Origin of the sequence: Pseudomonas fluorescens, from assembly GCF_902497745.1 — a bacterium.
Classification (GTDB): domain Bacteria; phylum Pseudomonadota; class Gammaproteobacteria; order Pseudomonadales; family Pseudomonadaceae; genus Aquipseudomonas; species Aquipseudomonas fluorescens_BM.
Window position 1 is genome coordinate 71910 of record NZ_CABVHJ010000020.1, and the last position, 17024, is coordinate 88933.

Annotated in this window: 13 protein-coding genes; 2 read left to right on the forward strand and 11 right to left on the reverse strand. The window is 59.3% G+C overall.

All coding sequences use genetic code 11. From position 1 onward, the window contains the following. The first annotated feature begins 28 nt into the window (after positions 1-28). Positions 29-331: a hypothetical protein gene (locus F8N44_RS25175; RefSeq protein WP_150652190.1), complete on the forward strand. Its 303-nt coding sequence runs from the start codon at positions 29-31 to the stop codon at positions 329-331. Between the two features lie 215 nt (positions 332-546). Here F8N44_RS25175 and F8N44_RS25180 read toward each other — a convergent pair whose 3' ends face one another. The 7 genes from F8N44_RS25180 to F8N44_RS25210 all read right to left on the reverse strand — a co-directional run bounded on the left by F8N44_RS25180 (position 547) and on the right by F8N44_RS25210 (position 8018). Further along, positions 547-2184 carry a BatD family protein gene (locus tag F8N44_RS25180; RefSeq protein WP_150652191.1) on the reverse strand — a complete coding sequence of 546 codons (1638 nt, stop codon included), beginning with the start codon at positions 2182-2184 and terminating at the stop codon, positions 547-549. Beyond that, complete coding sequence (locus F8N44_RS25185) at positions 2181-3920, reverse strand: vWA domain-containing protein (RefSeq protein ID WP_150652192.1); 1740 nt, start codon at positions 3918-3920, stop codon at positions 2181-2183. The genes F8N44_RS25180 and F8N44_RS25185 overlap by 4 nt, the downstream gene beginning before the upstream one ends. After that, on the reverse strand, positions 3917-4996 hold the full coding sequence (locus F8N44_RS25190) for a vWA domain-containing protein (protein WP_150652193.1): 1080 nt from the start codon (positions 4994-4996) through the stop codon (positions 3917-3919). Before F8N44_RS25190 ends, F8N44_RS25185 begins: the two co-directional genes overlap by 4 nt. After that, positions 4989-5486, reverse strand: coding sequence for a DUF4381 domain-containing protein (locus F8N44_RS25195; RefSeq protein WP_150652194.1), 498 nt, complete (start codon positions 5484-5486; stop codon positions 4989-4991). The genes F8N44_RS25190 and F8N44_RS25195 overlap by 8 nt, the downstream gene beginning before the upstream one ends. Continuing rightward, positions 5483-6427, reverse strand: a complete 945-nt coding sequence (locus F8N44_RS25200) for a DUF58 domain-containing protein (RefSeq protein ID WP_150652195.1) — start codon at positions 6425-6427, stop codon at positions 5483-5485. Before F8N44_RS25200 ends, F8N44_RS25195 begins: the two co-directional genes overlap by 4 nt. 5 nt (positions 6428-6432) lie before the next feature. Further along, a complete protein-coding gene (locus F8N44_RS25205; protein ID WP_007913915.1) occupies positions 6433-7392 on the reverse strand; it encodes an AAA family ATPase in 960 nt (319 codons plus the stop codon). 272 nt (positions 7393-7664) lie between these two features. After that, the gene (locus tag F8N44_RS25210) at positions 7665-8018 is read right to left on the reverse strand and encodes a hypothetical protein (protein WP_150652196.1); all 354 of its coding nucleotides are present in this window, start codon (positions 8016-8018) and stop codon (positions 7665-7667) included. Between the two features lie 504 nt (positions 8019-8522). On the opposite strand from F8N44_RS25210, the gene F8N44_RS25215 reads away from it, so the two are divergent. Continuing rightward, positions 8523-13418, forward strand: a complete 4896-nt coding sequence (locus F8N44_RS25215; RefSeq protein WP_150652197.1) for an NAD-glutamate dehydrogenase — start codon at positions 8523-8525, stop codon at positions 13416-13418. A 61-nt stretch (positions 13419-13479) separates the two neighbouring features. On the opposite strand, the gene F8N44_RS25220 is transcribed toward F8N44_RS25215, so the two are convergent. The 4 genes from F8N44_RS25220 to F8N44_RS25235 all read right to left on the reverse strand — a co-directional run bounded on the left by F8N44_RS25220 (position 13480) and on the right by F8N44_RS25235 (position 16964). Next, complete coding sequence (locus F8N44_RS25220) at positions 13480-14778, reverse strand: hypothetical protein (protein WP_150652198.1); 1299 nt, start codon at positions 14776-14778, stop codon at positions 13480-13482. A gap of 366 nt (positions 14779-15144) precedes the next feature. After that, positions 15145-15858, reverse strand: a complete 714-nt coding sequence (locus F8N44_RS25225; protein ID WP_150652199.1) for an ATPase — start codon at positions 15856-15858, stop codon at positions 15145-15147. A gap of 217 nt (positions 15859-16075) precedes the next feature. After that, a complete protein-coding gene (locus tag F8N44_RS25230) occupies positions 16076-16480 on the reverse strand; it encodes a cupin domain-containing protein (RefSeq protein WP_150652200.1) in 405 nt (134 codons plus the stop codon). 190 nt (positions 16481-16670) lie between these two features. Beyond that, on the reverse strand, positions 16671-16964 hold the full coding sequence (locus tag F8N44_RS25235) for a putative quinol monooxygenase (protein ID WP_016984406.1): 294 nt from the start codon (positions 16962-16964) through the stop codon (positions 16671-16673). Positions 16965-17024 lie beyond the last annotated feature (60 nt).

Below are 17024 nucleotides of genomic sequence, written 5' to 3' on the forward strand. Positions count from 1 at the left end.
AACCCCACCAAATTCCGGAGGTTATTTAGTGATCACTGAAGATATAAAAATTTTCGAGGAGATTTTCCAGCTGGTTGAAGCCGGCATAATCCATGGTTATGACGCGTTCCGATATGGTGTGGAACTTGGAGAAGGCTATATAGAAACGGAATTAGCCGTCGAGAAAGACGGAATTGAGGACTGGAACGCCGAAACCGATATAAACGGGGCGATAATTCTTCGTCTGGTCGATCAGTTGCAGGCAAACGCAGTCAAACGCGGTGAACCCTGGAAGGCGTTTGTTCTCTCTTATCGCGAAGGCGAACAAGTGAAAACGAAATTCAAGTATTGATCGGGGAGGCCGCATTTTCGCGTTCCGGGTAACGAACGGGTGGCTCTGGCCACCTGTCGTTTATCTAACCAGCGCAGCAAGACAGACCCAGAGTGATACCTGTCTATCCAGTCCGAAGGGGGAGTTTCTTAGTGCCCTTCGGCAGGCGAGCGTCAGCTTGTTGCAAGTCAGACCTGCCGATACATCCCTCAAGTATTCGTTGAGGGATCGTGCGTTTACTTCGGATAAAGCGGCGGCAACCCGCTATCACCCACCGGATCCTGAACCCGTTCCGCCGCCGGAATAGTCCGGATCGCCCGCCACAAATCCTCACCCTGCCAGTGCTGCCCCGTCTCGCTGTACAGCGCACCATTCAACCCATCCAGCGCATCCGACAACGGCACAAACCGCGCCGCCATGTCCGCCAGTGTCTCCGGCTGCTGCCGCGCCCACGCATCCAGTGCCTGCCGAGTCGCCTGCGGGTCATTGGCCTGACTCGCCCGTTTGATGTCATCCATCAAGGTGCGTGGGCTCGGGCCGGTTTGGGCGGCGCGGTGCACGGCCGGTTGCCAGCGTGCGCGCCACCACAGGCCGAAGCCGAGTAGGGTGGTGCAGGCGAGGATCAGGGTGCTGAGTTTCCACCACCACAACACGTCGTTATCGACAACGCTCACTTGCAGATTGCCGGCCGGGGTGTCGACCTGCAGGCTCGGGTTGTTGGCCACTTGCAGCGTGCGCGCGGGCAGGCTGCTGTGTTCCAGGTGATCTTCGAAGGTGTTCCACCAGACCACGTCCACCGTCGGTAAATCGATGGCGCCGCTGCGGCTCGGCACCAGCGCTTCGCGTTCTTCGCGGCTGCCGATCAGGCCACGGTCGCTGCTCTGGTTGGCCAGCACCGGTTGGTCGGGGTAGCGGCGCAAGCCGTTGACGTCGGTGGCGGGCAGCGCTGGCAGTTGCGAGCTGGCGAGGCCTTCGACTTTCAGGGTCAGGCTGCGCGTCATCGAATCGCCGACCTGAGTGTGTTCCGGTTCCGGGTTCCAGCTTTCGCTGAGACTTAGGCTGCGCGCGGGAAGCCATGGTGCGTCGACCGGATAAGTCAGGGGTTTGGGTTTCACGGTCAGGGGGATTTCGGCGGAACTGACGCGCATCAGTTTGCCCGGTTTCGGCCCCTGCGCATTGGCGTCCTGAGACGGCTGCGTGTCGACCAGTGTCGCGCTGAAAGTCTGCGGGGCGATGGTCAGCAAACCGCTGTGTTGCGGGTAGATCGCATAGCGCATCTCGATCACGCCATGGCGCACACCGTTGAGGTCTTTTTCGTAGGTGCGCGTGTCACCCAGTTGCTCGATGCGCGCATCGGCAATTTGCAGCGGCGTCAGGCTGCTGTCGTCGTACAGCGACACCGAGTGGTAGATGCGCAGGGTCAGGATCGCCTGCGCTTGCACATAGACGCTCGATTGGTCGAGGCTGGCCTCGATGAACACCGGATCAAGGCTGTTCTGGTTCTCGCGGGTGTCGCTTTCGACCACTTGTACGGTGATCGGCTGGCTCTGCGCGTCGCCCAGTTGCAGCGGCGGGATCACTACGCTGCCGTTCTCTTTCGGCAGCAGGGTGATGATCCAGCGCGTGGTCGCGCGGTTGTCGCCATTGAGGGTGTTGAGCTGGTTGACCTGCCGCGTGCCGCGCACTTCGAACAACGCTTCCAGCGCGGTCAGGTCGGGTTTGCCGAACTGCGTGACGTCGCTGGTTTCGAGGGTGAGCTCGACCGTCTCGCCGGAGTTCAGGCGACTGCGATCCACGCTGGCCGTCAGCTCGGCCGCCTGGGCGGTGGCCGTGCAGATCAGCAGGGGCAGCAAGAGAGCGGTGAAGCGGGTCATCGAGTGTTTTCCTGATCCTGATGTTGTTGCTGTTCGTACCAGAATTTGCGTCGTAGCAGTTCGCCCGGATCATCCGGGATCTTGCCCAGCCATTGTTCCAGTGCCTGACGTTGCTCGCCTTCGAGGTTGTCTTCACTCGGGCGCAGCGTCGGCACGGTGTCCGTTTGTTCTTCCTCGTCGCTGCCCGGCACTTCGTTGGGACCTGGCTGCGGCGGCGTGGTCGGTGGCGGTTCGCTGGCCGATTCGGTCGGTTGCGCTTCGCTCTGGGTTTCACTTTTTACCGCCGGTGGCGGTGCGGTCGCGGGCGCTGGTTCGTCGCCGGGCAGACTTTGCTGCTCGCTTGGCTGGTTGTCCGGCTCGGCGGGCGGGGGGGCGTTTTTCTGCTTGAGCAGATTTTCCACCAGGGTCTTGTTAGTCTGCGCCGGACGCAAATCCGGTTGCTGTTCCAGTGCCTGCTCATAGGCGTCGATCGCCGCTTCCAGCTCACCGCTTTTCGCCAGCGCGTTGCCACGATTGTAGTGGGCGCGGGCATCGCTGCCTTCGGCGAAACGCTGAGCGGCGCCACTGTAGTCGCCGGCTTCGTACAACGCCACCCCTTGCCATTGGTGATCGTCAAAATGCTGCGCGGCTTCGGCCGGGCGCTTCTGTTTGAGCAGGTGCAGGCCCTGTTGGTCGGGGCGCAGCCACAAATCCTCAAAGTCAAAAGCGTAGCTCGGCTGTGGCAAGCAAAACAGCAACGGCAGGCAGAACAACCAGCCGCGGCGCCCGGCGCAGGCGGCGAGCAACAACAGCGGCAACAGCGGCCAGTAACCCTGATCGGCCCAGGTATCGAGGCGTACGGTCTGGCCATCGTCGCGCAGGCTGCGTGGTCCGTTGAGCAGGCCGAGCGCGCCAAGATCCGCTTCGTCGAGGCGGACAGGGTGGTATTCGCCGCCGACGCTGTTGAGGAAAGCACTCAGGCCCGGACTGTCGAGTTGCGGTACGCGAATCGCGCCTTGATCGTCCTTGAGGAAACTGCCGTCCTCCTGAGCGATCGGCGCACCTTCGGCAGTGCCGACGCCGAGCATCAACAATTGTGCCGACTGTCCGCTGAGTGCGCGGCGAATGCCTTGGCGTTCTTCTTCGTTCAATGACGAGCCAATCAGCAGAATCCGTCCCTGACCGAGCGCGCCCTGTTTCAGCAGGGCCAGCGCTTTACTCACGGCCAGGTCGGCCCGATGGCCGCTTTCCGGCATCAATGAAGGCTTGAGCGCATCGAGCAGGTTGCGACTGGTCGCCAGGTCATCCGACAGCGGCACCAGCGTGTGCGCGCTGCCGGCGTAAACGACGATGGCGGTCTGCGCATCGCTGCGCGCCTGCAACAGATCGAAGAGCTTGCGCCGGGCCTGTTCCAGTCGCGTCGGCGGCGAGTCGGTGGCGAGCATTTCCGGGGTCAGTTCCAGCACCACCACCAAGGGATCGGCAGGTTTCTGGCTGGTCTGTTCGACGCGCTCCCAGCTCGGCCCGAGTAGCGCCAGAACGGTAAGCAGCCATGCCACGCCGAGGGCGATCCACGGCAGTTTGCTGTCGCGACCATTGCCGCCGCTGAGCAGAGTGGCATGAAACGCCGGCGGCAAAATCATCTGCCAGCGCCCGGCGCGTTTCTGCCGGTGCCAGAGTTGCCAGATCAGCCAGCCCAGCAGCGGTAGCAACAGCAACCACCACGGACGGAGCCAGTGCGGCCAGAGCGCGATCATCGGCGCCTCCGCAAACGCAGGCGCTTGAGGCGCTCGCGCCAGTCAGGCAACGGACTTTGCAGATACAGCTCCTTGGTAAACAGGCGTTGCAACGGGTTGTCCGGCCACAATTCGCGCGCGACGAGCAACAGGCTCAGCCACAACGCCAGCGCCAGAGGCCAGTGATACAAGGCTTGCGCGGGGCGGGCCTGGGTTGGTTGCTGGGTTACCGGTTCGAGCTGGTCGAGTGTGTCTTTGATCGCTTGCAGCTCTTTGCCGTCGTGAGCGCGGAAATATTGCCCGCCGGTGACTTCGGCGATGGCTTTGAGCGCTGGCTCGTCGAGGTCCAGGCTTGGATTGACGCCGAGCAGGCCAGTCGAACCGCTGTCCTCGGGATTGGCGCCAATGCCGATCGGATAGATTTTTACCCCTTCGCGGGCAGCCAGTTTTGCCGCCGTCAGCGGATCGATTTCGCCGCCGTTGTTGGCGCCGTCCGTGACCAGAATCAGCACACGGCTTTGCGCCGGACGCAGGCGCAGGCGTTTCAGCGCCAGACCGATGGCGTCGCCGATCGCAGTGTTCTTGCCGGCAATGCCGATCCGCGCTTCGTCAAGCCAGACGCGCACGGTGTGGCGATCAAAGGTCAGCGGCGCTTGCAGATAGGCCTGACTGCCAAACAGGATCAGACCGACACGGTCGCCATCGCGACTTTCAAGGAAGTCACCGAGCAGGTGCTGCACGAGCGTCAGGCGACTGACTTCTTCGTCCTGCCACTGCATATCCGGGAAATCCATCGAGCCGGACACATCCACCGCGACCAGCAAATCCCGTCCGCTGGCAGCGATCGGCAGTGGTTCGCCGAGCCATTGCGGACGGGCGGCGGCGGTCAGCAGCAACAGCCACAGCAACATGAATGGCGCCTGTTGCCGCCACGCTGGCAGATTGGCGCGAGCGCGGCGGCGGGCGAGGCCTTCCAGATCAGCGAGGAAACTCACTTTCAAAGCTGGCTCGCCGCTGTCGGCCACTGGCAGCACGAGGCGCATCAGCCACGGCAGCGGCACCAGCACGAAGATCCACAGCCAGGCGAACTCAAACATGTTTGCGAATCCACGTGTCGACCGCTTGGGTCAGGCCGGCGATGGCTTTGTCGTCGAGTTTGCACTCCGGTTTGTAGGCGCCTTCGACCAGCACCATCCAGCGCGTCAGGCCAGCGGCCGGGCAACGGTTGTCGAGGAAGGCCAGCCATTTTCGACCGTTAAGGGTGTGGCTTTGGCTGTACGGGTAATGGTTGCGGCACAGACGTTTGAGCAGGCCGTTGAGTTGCTGCAGCCAGGCTCCGGCCGGGGCGCCGTCGTAGGGTTTGGGCATTTGTGCGAGTTCGGCGAGGGCGGCGATGCGCACAGGATCGAGCGGTTGCTCGGCACGGACGATCGGGTGTTTCTTCATCGGGATGAAACGGCGCAGTCGCCAAACGGCGAAACCCAGCAGCGGCAACAACAGAAGCAGCAGCCACCAGCCCGGCGCCGGCGGCCAAAAGGCAATCGGTGGCGGCGAGATCAGCGGTTGCAGTTGTTCGAGGCCGTTCATCGACCTTTCCCCGGACGCTGCGGATTGAGGAACTCGCGCATCTGCTCGACCATTTCGCTTTGCGTGCTTAGCGGCATCAGCAATACCCGCAGCTTCTGCGCGAGCAATTCCCAGCGCGCGATGCGTGCTTCGGCCTGGGCGCGATAGGTTTGGCGCAGATCGAAGTTCAGCGTGTCGAGTTCGAGTTGCGCGCCACGTTCGGCGAATCTAAGCAGGCCGGCAGCGGGGAGGGCGTGATCCAGCGGATCGGAAATCGGCAACATCAACAGGTCGCAATGACGTGATAAAAGGCTGAGCTGTTGTTCGGCGCTGTCGGACAACGCACGCTCGTCGCAGATGACGATCACCAGACTGCCCGGGCGCAACACTTCACGGGCACGGCGCAAGGCCACGCCGAACGCATCGCGATCCGGCTCACGCTCGCTGTGCAGCGATTGATTGACCTTGACCAAACGGTTGAGCAATTGCAGCAGGCTCTGCTTGCTGCGCCGAGGTTTGATTTCGTAATGCTCGTTGTCGCCGAACACCAGTCCGCCAACCCGGTCATTGTGACCAAGCGCGGCCCAGCCGATCAGTGCCGCGACTTGTGCCGCGAGCACCGATTTGAACATCAGCCCCGAGCCGAAAAACAGCCGTGTGCTTTGCTCGACCATGATGAAAATCGGTCGTTCGCGTTCTTCATGGAACAGCTTGGTGTGCGGCTCTTGCGTGCGCGCCGTTACGCGCCAGTCGATGGTGCGCACGTCGTCGCCGGCCTGATAGACCCGCACCTGATCGAAGTCGACGCCACGACCACGGAATTTCGAGTGATGCAGGCCAATCAGCGGGCTGCGCTGACTCGGCGTGGAAAACAGCTGCACCTCGCGCACGCGGTGACGCATCTCGATCAGCTCGGCGAGGCTGACGCGGATGCCCGGTTCGGACGGCAGGGGGGCGTTCATGGGGGTCAAGCGACGGCTACGACGTCGAGAATCCGCTGCACCACCCGATCCTGATCGATGCCGGCGGCTTCGGCTTCAAACGACAGAATGATGCGGTGACGCAACACATCGAACAGCACGGCCTGAATGTCTTCCGGGCTGACGAAATCGCGACCTGCCAGCCAGGCGTGGGCGCGGGCACAACGGTCGAGGGCAATCGAGCCGCGCGGGCTGGCGCCGTAGGCGATCCACTCGGCCATCTCCGGGTCGAACTTGGCCGGGTTGCGCGTGGCCATGACCAGTTGCACGAGGTATTCCTCCACGGCGTCGGCCATGTACAGACCGAGGATTTCCTTGCGCGCGGCGAAGATCGCCTGCTGGCTGACGCGGCGCTCGGGCTTGGTTTCGCCGTTCAGCGCTTCGCCACGGGCCTGCTGGAGGATGCGGCGCTCGACGGCGGCGTCCGGGAAACCGATTTTCACGTGCATCAGGAAACGGTCGAGCTGGGCTTCCGGTAGCGGGTAAGTGCCTTCCTGCTCGATCGGGTTCTGCGTGGCCATCACCAGAAACAGCGGCGACAACTCATAGGTGCTGCGGCCGACACTGACCTGACGCTCGGCCATGGCTTCGAGCAGCGCCGATTGCACCTTGGCCGGGGCGCGGTTGATTTCGTCCGCCAGCACCAGGTTGTGGAAGATCGGCCCTTGCTGGAACACGAAACTGCCGGTTTCCGGGCGATAGATCTCGGTGCCGGTGATGTCGGCCGGCAGCAGGTCAGGGGTGAACTGGATGCGATGGAACTGGGCTTCGATGCCCTCGGCGAGTTCTTTGATCGCTTTGGTCTTGGCCAGACCCGGCGCGCCCTCGACCAGCATGTGGCCGTCGGCGAGCAGGGCGATGAGCAAACGCTCGATGAGTTTTTCCTGGCCGAGAATCTGCGTTGAAAGAAAGGTTCGCAGCGCCAGCAGCGCTTCACGATGTTCCATCGGTGACTGTTCCTGGAAAGGGGGGGCCACAAGCGTTCGGATAACGCCGGGGCTGGGGGCGTTACTTTAATCCATCGCGGGGGGTGGCGACTAACGGCATTTTGCGCAAAGTGCGGGAAATGACTGGGGGATTTGTTGGATTTTTGTAGTGCGAGAGAGGTGCAGTGTTCTTCAGGGCCCCTTCGCGAGCAAGCTCGCTCCCACATTGACGGTGTACACGCAGTTTAAATGTGGGAGCGAGCTTGCTCGCGAAGAGGCCGGATCCGACACCATCAAACCTCGTTAATGAAGGTACCCGTCCCATCAAGAATATTCTTCAAGGTCTCGACAACCTCATCCATATCCACCATATCCGGGTTAAAGCTGATCTCCAGCACATCATCTCCGTTCAAAGCATCTGCATCCGCCGCCGCGATCTCGATCTTCAGCAGATTCGAAGTCAGCGTGACTTTCACGCCGTCGAGCGTCGAAGGCTCGCCATCCAGAGTGATCTCCAGCTCGTCTTCATCCGGATAACGACTCATCAAAAACATGTCGCCCTTGTCGCTGTGGCAGCAAAGCATGGCCATGTTGTCTTCTTCGTCATCGCACGGGTTGACGATCAGTAGGGCGGTGGTCATTTGCATGGTCAATTCCTGCCTCAAGGGGCGTGTCGGTCGCTAATGGGCGCGATTCTGCCAGTCCTCGGGAATTTCTGCATGTGAGAGTGTCAGAGGATGTGTCGTGGACGCGACGTGGATCAATGGTCATTTCTGGCACGCATGTACCGTAAAAACGGGCATTCAGACCAGCGTTTTTCGCCACGAGTGCTAGTGTTTACCGGTGCCAAACCCTCGGTTTACGTGCCAATGACCGAATATGTCGCAGCACCGCAAGCAGACACATTGTCGCACCCTTTAAGCTGCGCAACGGATGAGCACCCGTAAAGGCATTGTCGGCACCGCTGGCAGTCGCTTTTGCAGATGCTCATTCTATGGAAGGTGAATGTGACCTGAGTGTCCCGTCCAGCTTCACCCACCTGTCCCCCTGTTTCCTCTGCCCGAGAATCAGGAACAGGGCGACACAAGCCCCGAAAGGGGTGTTGCACGCGACGCTTTCCATCAATAACAAGCTTAAGCGGAGTACCACAGATGGCGTTCTTCACCGCAGCCAGCAAAGCCGACTTCCAGCACCAACTGCAAGCGGCACTGGCGCAGCACATCAGTGAACAGGCACTGCCACAAGTGGCGCTGTTCGCTGAACAATTCTTCGGCATCATTTCTCTGGACGAGCTGACTCAACGTCGCCTCTCCGACCTCGCTGGCTGTACTCTCTCTGCGTGGCGCCTGCTTGAGCGCTTCGATCACGCGCAACCGCAAGTGCGCGTCTACAACCCCGATTACGAGCGTCATGGCTGGCAGTCGACCCACACCGCGGTCGAAGTGCTGCACCATGACCTGCCATTTCTGGTCGACTCGGTTCGTACCGAGCTGAACCGTCGCGGCTACAGCATCCACACCCTGCAAACCACCGTGCTCAGCGTGCGTCGTGGCAGCAAGGGCGAATTGCTGGAAATCCTGCCGAAGGGCAGCACCGGCGAAGGCGTGCTGCACGAGTCGCTGATGTACCTGGAAATCGACCGCTGCGCCAACGCGGCCGAACTGAATGTGCTGAGCAAAGAGCTGGAACAGGTTCTCGGTGAAGTCCGCGTCGCGGTCGCCGATTTCGAGCCGATGAAAGCCAAGGTGCAGGAAATCCTCACCAAACTCGACAACAGCGCGTTCGCCATCGATGCCGACGAGAAGAACGAAGTCAAAAGCTTCCTGGAATGGCTGGTGGGTAACCACTTCACCTTCCTCGGCTACGAAGAATTCGTGGTCACCGATCAGGCCGATGGCGGCCACATCGAGTACGACCAGAACTCCTTCCTCGGCTTGACCAAACTGCTGCGCACCGGCCTGACCTACGAAGACCTGCGCATCGAAGACTACGCCGTTGCCTACCTGCGCGAACCGACCCTGCTGTCGTTCGCCAAGGCTGCGCACCCGAGCCGTGTACACCGTCCGGCGTACCCGGACTACGTGTCGATCCGTGAAATCGACGCTGACGGCAAAGTCATCAAGGAGCACCGCTTCATGGGCCTGTACACCTCCTCGGTGTATGGCGAGAGCGTGCGGGTCATCCCGTTCATCCGCCGCAAGGTCGAAGAAATCGAAACGCGCTCCGGCTTCCAGTCCAAGGCTCACCTGGGCAAGGAACTGGCGCAGGTGCTTGAAGTGCTGCCGCGTGATGACCTGTTCCAGACCCCGGTCGACGAACTGTTCACCACCGTGATGTCGATCGTGCAGATCCAGGAACGTAACAAGATCCGCGTATTCCTGCGCAAAGACCCGTACGGTCGTTTCTGCTACTGCCTGGCCTACGTGCCACGCGACATCTACTCCACCGAGGTTCGCCAGAAGATCCAGCAAGTGCTGATGGAGCGCCTGAAGGCTTCCGATTGCGAATTCTGGACATTCTTCTCCGAGTCGGTTCTGGCGCGCGTGCAGTTGATCCTGCGTGTCGACCCGAAAAACCGTCTCGACATCGACCCGGTGCTGCTGGAAAAAGAAGTCGTGCAAGCCTGCCGCAGCTGGCAGGACGATTACGCCGCACTGACCGTCGAGAGCTTCGGCGAAGCCCACGGCACCAACGTGCTGGCGGACTTCCCGAAAGGCTTCCCAGCCGGCTACCGCGAGCGTTTTGCCGCGCATTCGGCCGTGGTCGACATGCAGCACCTGCTGAGCCTCAACGAAAAAAATCCGCTGGTGATGAGCTTCTATCAGCCGCTCGGTCAGGTCTCCGGCCAGCGCGAGCTGCATTGCAAGCTGTACCACGCTGACACCCCGCTGGCGCTGTCCGACGTGTTGCCGATTCTGGAAAACCTCGGCCTGCGCGTACTGGGTGAATTCCCGTACCGTCTGCGTCACACCAATGGCCGCGAGTTCTGGATTCACGACTTCGCGTTCACTGCCGCTGAAGGACTGGATCTCGACATCCAGCAACTCAACGACACCCTGCAGGACGCCTTCGTCCACATCGTTCGCGGCGACGCCGAAAACGATGCGTTCAACCGCCTGGTACTGACCGCCGGCCTGCCATGGCGCGACGTCGCGCTGCTGCGTGCTTACGCGCGTTATCTGAAGCAGATTCGTCTGGGCTTCGACCTGGGTTACATCGCCAGCACCCTGAACAACCACACCGACATCGCTCGCGAGCTGACCCGGTTGTTCAAGACCCGCTTCTATCTGGCGCGCAAACTCAGCGACGACGATCTGGAAGACAAGCAACTGCGTCTGGAACAAGCGATTCTGACCGCACTGGACGACGTCCAGGTGCTCAACGAAGACCGCATCCTGCGTCGTTACCTCGACCTGATCAAAGCCACCCTGCGCACCAACTTCTATCAGACTGATGCCAACGGCCAGAACAAGTCGTACTTCAGCTTCAAGTTCAACCCGCACGCGATCCCTGAACTGCCGAAACCAGTGCCGAAGTTCGAAATCTTCGTCTACTCGCCACGCGTTGAAGGCGTGCACCTGCGCTTCGGTAACGTCGCTCGTGGTGGTCTGCGCTGGTCCGACCGTGAAGAAGACTTCCGTACCGAAGTCCTCGGCCTGGTAAAAGCTCAGCAAGTGAAGAACTCGGTCATCGTGCCAGTCGGCGCGAAGGGCGGCTTCCTGCCGCGTCGCCTGCCACTGGGCGGCAGCCGTGACGAGATCGCGGCCGAGGGCATCGCCTGCTACCGCATCTTCATTTCGGGCTTGCTGGACATCACCGACAACCTGAAAGACGGCGCACTGGTGCCGCCATTGAACGTGGTTCGCCACGACGATGACGACCCGTACTTGGTGGTCGCAGCGGACAAGGGCACTGCAACCTTCTCCGACATCGCCAACGGCATCGCTATCGACTACGGCTTCTGGCTGGGTGACGCGTTTGCGTCCGGTGGTTCGGCCGGTTACGACCACAAGAAAATGGGCATTACCGCCAAAGGCGCGTGGGTTGGCGTACAACGTCACTTCCGCGAGCGCGGCATCAATGTTCAGGAAGACAGCATCACTGTTGTCGGCGTCGGCGACATGGCCGGTGACGTGTTCGGTAACGGCCTGTTGATGTCCGACAAGCTGCAATTGGTTGCCGCGTTCAACCACATGCACATCTTCATCGACCCGAACCCGAACCCGGCGACCAGCTTCGTCGAGCGTCAGCGCATGTTCGACCTGCCGCGTTCGGCCTGGACCGACTACGACACCAGCATCATGTCCGAAGGTGGCGGTATCTTCTCGCGCAGCGCGAAGAGCATCGCGATCTCCCCGCAGATGCAGGAACGCTTCGACATCAAGGCTGACAAGCTGACCCCGACCGAACTGCTCAACGCCTTGCTCAAGGCGCCGGTGGATCTGCTGTGGAACGGCGGTATCGGTACTTACGTCAAGGCCAGCACTGAAAGCCACGCCGATGTCGGCGACAAGGCCAACGATGCACTGCGCGTTAACGGCAACGAGCTGCGCTGCAAAGTCGTGGGCGAGGGCGGTAACCTCGGCATGACCCAACTGGGTCGTGTGGAATTCGGTCTGAATGGCGGCGGTTCCAACACCGACTTCATCGACAACGCCGGTGGCGTCGACTGCTCCGACCACGAAGTGAACATCAAGATCCTGCTGAACGAAGTGGTTCAGGCCGGTGACATGACCGACAAGCAACGCAACCAGTTGCTGGCGAGCATGACCGACGAAGTCGGTAATCTGGTGCTGGGCAACAACTACAAGCAGACTCAGGCGCTGTCCTTGGCGGCGCGTCGTGCTTACGCGCGCATCGCTGAGTACAAGCGTCTGATGGGCGATCTGGAAGGTCGTGGCAAGCTGGACCGTGCCATCGAGTTCCTGCCGACCGAAGAGCAACTGGCCGAGCGCGTTGCCGAAGGCCACGGCCTGACCCGTCCTGAGTTGTCGGTACTGATCTCGTACAGCAAGATCGACCTCAAAGAGCAGCTGCTGGGCTCCCTGGTGCCGGACGACGATTACCTGACCCGCGACATGGAAACGGCGTTCCCGCCGAGCCTGGTCAGCAAGTTCTCCGAAGCCATGCGTCGTCACCGTCTGAAGCGCGAGATCGTCAGCACCCAGATCGCCAACGACCTGGTCAATCACATGGGCATCACCTTCGTTCAACGACTCAAAGAGTCGACCGGCATGAGCCCTGCGAACGTGGCCGGTGCTTACGTGATCGTGCGCGACATCTTCCACCTCCCGCACTGGTTCCGTCAGATCGAAGCGCTGGACTACCAAGTCAGCGCTGACGTACAGCTGGAACTGATGGACGAACTGATGCGCCTGGGCCGTCGCGCTACGCGCTGGTTCCTGCGTGCCCGTCGCAACGAGCAGAACGCTGCCCGTGACGTCGCGCACTTCGGTCCGCACCTGAAAGAGCTGGGTCTGAAGCTCGATGAACTGCTGAGCGGCGAAATCCGTGAAAACTGGCAGGCGCGTTATCAGGCTTACGTCGAAGCCGGTGTACCGGAATTGCTGGCGCGTATGGTTGCGGGCACCTCGCACCTGTACACCTTGCTGCCGATCATCGAAGCGTCCGACGTGACTGGCCAGAACCCGGCCGAAGTGGCCAAGGCCTACTTCGCCGTGGGCAGTGCGCTGGACATCACATGGTACCTGCAACAGATCAGCGCACTGCCGGTTGAAAACAACTGGCAAGCCCTGGCCCGTGAAGCGTTCCGTGATGATGTCGACTGGCAGCAACGTGCGATCACCATCTCCGTCCTGCAACAGGGCGACGGCACGCTGGATGTGGAAGCACGTCTGGCGCTGTGGATGGAACAGCACGAAAGCATGATCTCGCGCTGGCGCGCCATGCTGGTGGAAATCCGCGCTGCGAGCGGCACGGACTACGCCATGTATGCAGTGGCCAACCGTGAACTGCTGGATCTGGCGTTGAGCGGGCAAGCGGTAGTGCCTGCGGCTGCTGCGAATGCCGAGCTTGAATTGGCGTAAGTAGTGGCTGAATGAAAAAGCCCCGCTCTCGGAAGAGGCGGGGCTTTTTCATTGTTCTTGTTTAAATCAGTTCCGAACAACGAAAGGCGAAACCGCGTACGCCATCGGCATGAGGCAAGGAAGTGCCGGCCCCGATAATCTGATCGTTTTGGATGGCTATGGAAACGCCAAAATCTAGAACATCCGTTAGATTAATGGTCAAAAAACCTTTATCTGCAAAGTTGCTGTCTTGAACACCGTCAAGGTCGAACTTGGCAACGATCGTTTTTGAGTCTTCCTCTCCTAGGGTGTTGGCGATAACCATTATGTGCTTACCCTGTCGCAGGGTGCCTTGAAGCCATTGAATACCCATCGGCGCCCGTGGATATGCGGTAATCAATGGCTCGCCTTGATTAAAGGAAGAGACCAATGCGCCTTTGTTGTCGATACAAAACAATAGGCCACTTTGAATTCCGTGTGACGACGTGCTACCAATACCCAGGATATTGCCGTCAGGTAATTCTATAAGTTGACTTGTATCGCCACGATGCTGATCAGTTTCAATCACCACGAAGCCTTTGTTTCCGAACTCACTAATGATCTCACCCTGTGCATTGAAGCGAGCAATCATCGGCATCGTTTTGCCATTCACGGCAGTGCTTCCACCAACGGCAAACGATCTGTCCTGGAGCCTTATCAGTGAGTTAGCCGTTGTGTAATTAGCAAGATACTGGACAGCGACATAGCCTTTTCCATGAAAATCCATGTCCAGCGAGCCGTTCTTTTCCAGCCTGATTAATAAACCGATATTGTCGCTGAAGCTATATAGATGATTGCTGATAATCATCAGCTTGCCGTCGGGCAGCTCAATAGATTGTTCACCTTCGCGGGAAGCCGATGCGTCTTTATTGGCGATCTCTTCTTTGGACAATCGGTAGGCGGGTGTCGAGATGGGATCAACGATCAGTACCCCATCGTTTCCAAATGCCTTGACGGGCATTCCTTTATCGTCAAAAAGAGCCAAACCACGCAGCGATGGGGACGAAGGATCATAGTCGAACCACCCTTCAAGCAGTATTGTCTTGTCTTTGAGTACGCGAACACTTCTACCCGTTGATAGATCGCCGACTGCGAACGCACCAATGACACTTCCTTGATCACCGAAATCGGGATCTTGTCGACCATCAGTCTTCAGGCGCACGATTGAGAAACGTTTTCCAGCTCTGCCTGCGATCAACAGTTTGTTGTCCGGCGCGACGGTGATGCCCCACACAAATCCATTGGTGCCATCCGGATATTTTAACCAACTCACGCCTGATTCATCAGATCCGAAAGTTGGGTCGAGAGCTTCCACGTTGGCGCTGTTGATAATGTTAGACATTGCCTGCTCCTCAAACCTGTGGTTTCTGCATACGCCGATAACCGACCTGGGATCGAGAGATCAATACAGTCAGATTATTGGAAGCCTATTTGGCGAGACGGTCTACTGTCAGGGTTGACAGTAGACAGATGAGCATATGTGTGAAGTTCGAGGGCGTGGCATCTCGCCTTTGCTTCCAATGCCGAGTTTTACTCGGCTTGGGCAGTGGTTGAACGAGAAAGCCCCGGTGTCGTGAGATGCCGGGGCTTTTTTATGTCTGAGGGTTTTGTGTTGTCTGGTCTGGTCCCTTCGCGAGCAAGCTCGCTCCCACATTTGAAATGCATTTCCCCTGTGGGAGCGAGCTTGCTCGCGAAGGGTTCCTTGTCATCAATACAACTTAGATGACTGTTTGCTATCAAGAATCGACACTTTATCTGCAGGTCTGGCGACTAAATTGTTGAGCGACTGGTCAAACTTCTGCAGCGCCCTAACTTGCACATCCTGCTGCTGATTAATATCCGCAACTATCTCCTCCGAACGCTTGAAGTCCGCCCACACCGGCGTCAATTCCCGGACATCCGAACCTTTCGCCGTACCGATATAGTTCAACCGTGCATCATAAAAGTCGGCACTGACATCGGCCTTGATGTCGGAACTGCGTGAAGTAATCAACTGGCTGTGGGTGTCGACGATCGCCACCACATCCGGTTTAGCTGCTCGCAGGCTTTGCATGTCCGGATACACCGTCACCGAGCCGAACTGGCGTTGCAGCGAGGCGTTGACCCATTCCACCGCCATGTCCGGTTTCGAGCTGGCGACGTAGGCGTCGTGGATCGGCTGCACCAGCAAACTCTGGCCGAAACCGGTGCCGGCGTTGGCTTGATAGTCGCGCAGGTATTCGCGGTTGGTCTGGGTGCTTGGGCTGTAGATCACGCCCAAGGACACGCCGGGACCGCTTTTTACCTGGGTGGCGTTGCTGCGGCCGGTGGGATGGGGGAGCAGGGTGTCCAGTGAGGAAACGGCCTGAGGCGCGGTGGGTACCGAACAGGCTGACAGAGCTAAAACCGATATCGCCAGTACGCTGGTGAACGCAAGTTTCATGGTGTTTCTCCCGTGAAACAACATCAGTCGGAAAGTTTGCAATGCCGTCGGCGACGACAGCTAATTCAGACTAAACCCGCCAAGCTGACAATTTGCTGTAATAAAAGCTGAGCAATAGTTTTATTGGCTTTAACCCGTAACCGCTAATTGCGCCGGGAAATAAAAAGGCGCCAATCGTCGATTTGCGCCCGTTTATTTATGGCTGGTTAAACAGCCATCAGTTTTTCAGCGGGATCAACACTTGTTCATCCGGGGCCAGCACCATGAATACCAACAACTTGGCAGGCTTGGTTTTGCTGGCGTTTTTCGAGACGAGATGTTCGGAGCCGGCGGGCTCGTACCAGAACTGACCCTTTTTGTAGGTGATCGGCTGTTCACCTTTGACCTGGGAAATCACTTCACCTTCCAGCACATAAGCCATGGCGGTGCCGTCGTGTTTATGGGCGATGGAGGACTGGCCGGGTTTGTAGTCGACCTCAATCATCATGGCTTTTTTGCCGGGGGCGTTTTTCAGCATCTGGTCTTGGAGGACGGTGACTTTTTCAGATGGATCGTGGGCGAAGGCGGCAGAGGTGCAAAGGCTCAGGGCGAGGGCGGCGGCGAAGAAGGGCAGGGCTTTCATGGCGGGTTACCTGTGATGATCGGGGGTGCAATCACAGTAGTCCGCAGGGTGGGGCATTCAAACGGCCAATATTCGGGAAGATCAGGTGACCAATTCAGATGCCCCAAAAATCAAAAGATCGCAGCCTTCGGCAGCTCCTACAGGGGTCGGTGTAGGAGCTGCCGAAGGCTGCGATCTTTTGATCTTGCTTTTAAACAATAGGAAAGCTATTGAAATCGACGCTATTGGCCAACCGACTATCGATCAAGTCAATAAACCCCTGCGCCTCGGGCCGGTTGAAATGCGCCTGCATTGCCGCTTCCGACTGCCAGCGGGCACTGACCGTCCAGCGGTGGCTGTCCTCGGGGCAGCGGTCGACCAAGTAGGAATCGCAGCCCGGCGTTTCGCGCAGGGTTTCGACGATCTTCTGCAGTTGCCTGCCCAGCTCATCCGAGCGGCCGGCCGCAGCCTGCACCTGGACCGTATTGATCACTTCGTTGGACATTGCTCACACTCCTGAATCAGGCCGGACGAATCCTGCTCATTGAGGGATAACGCCTGTGCA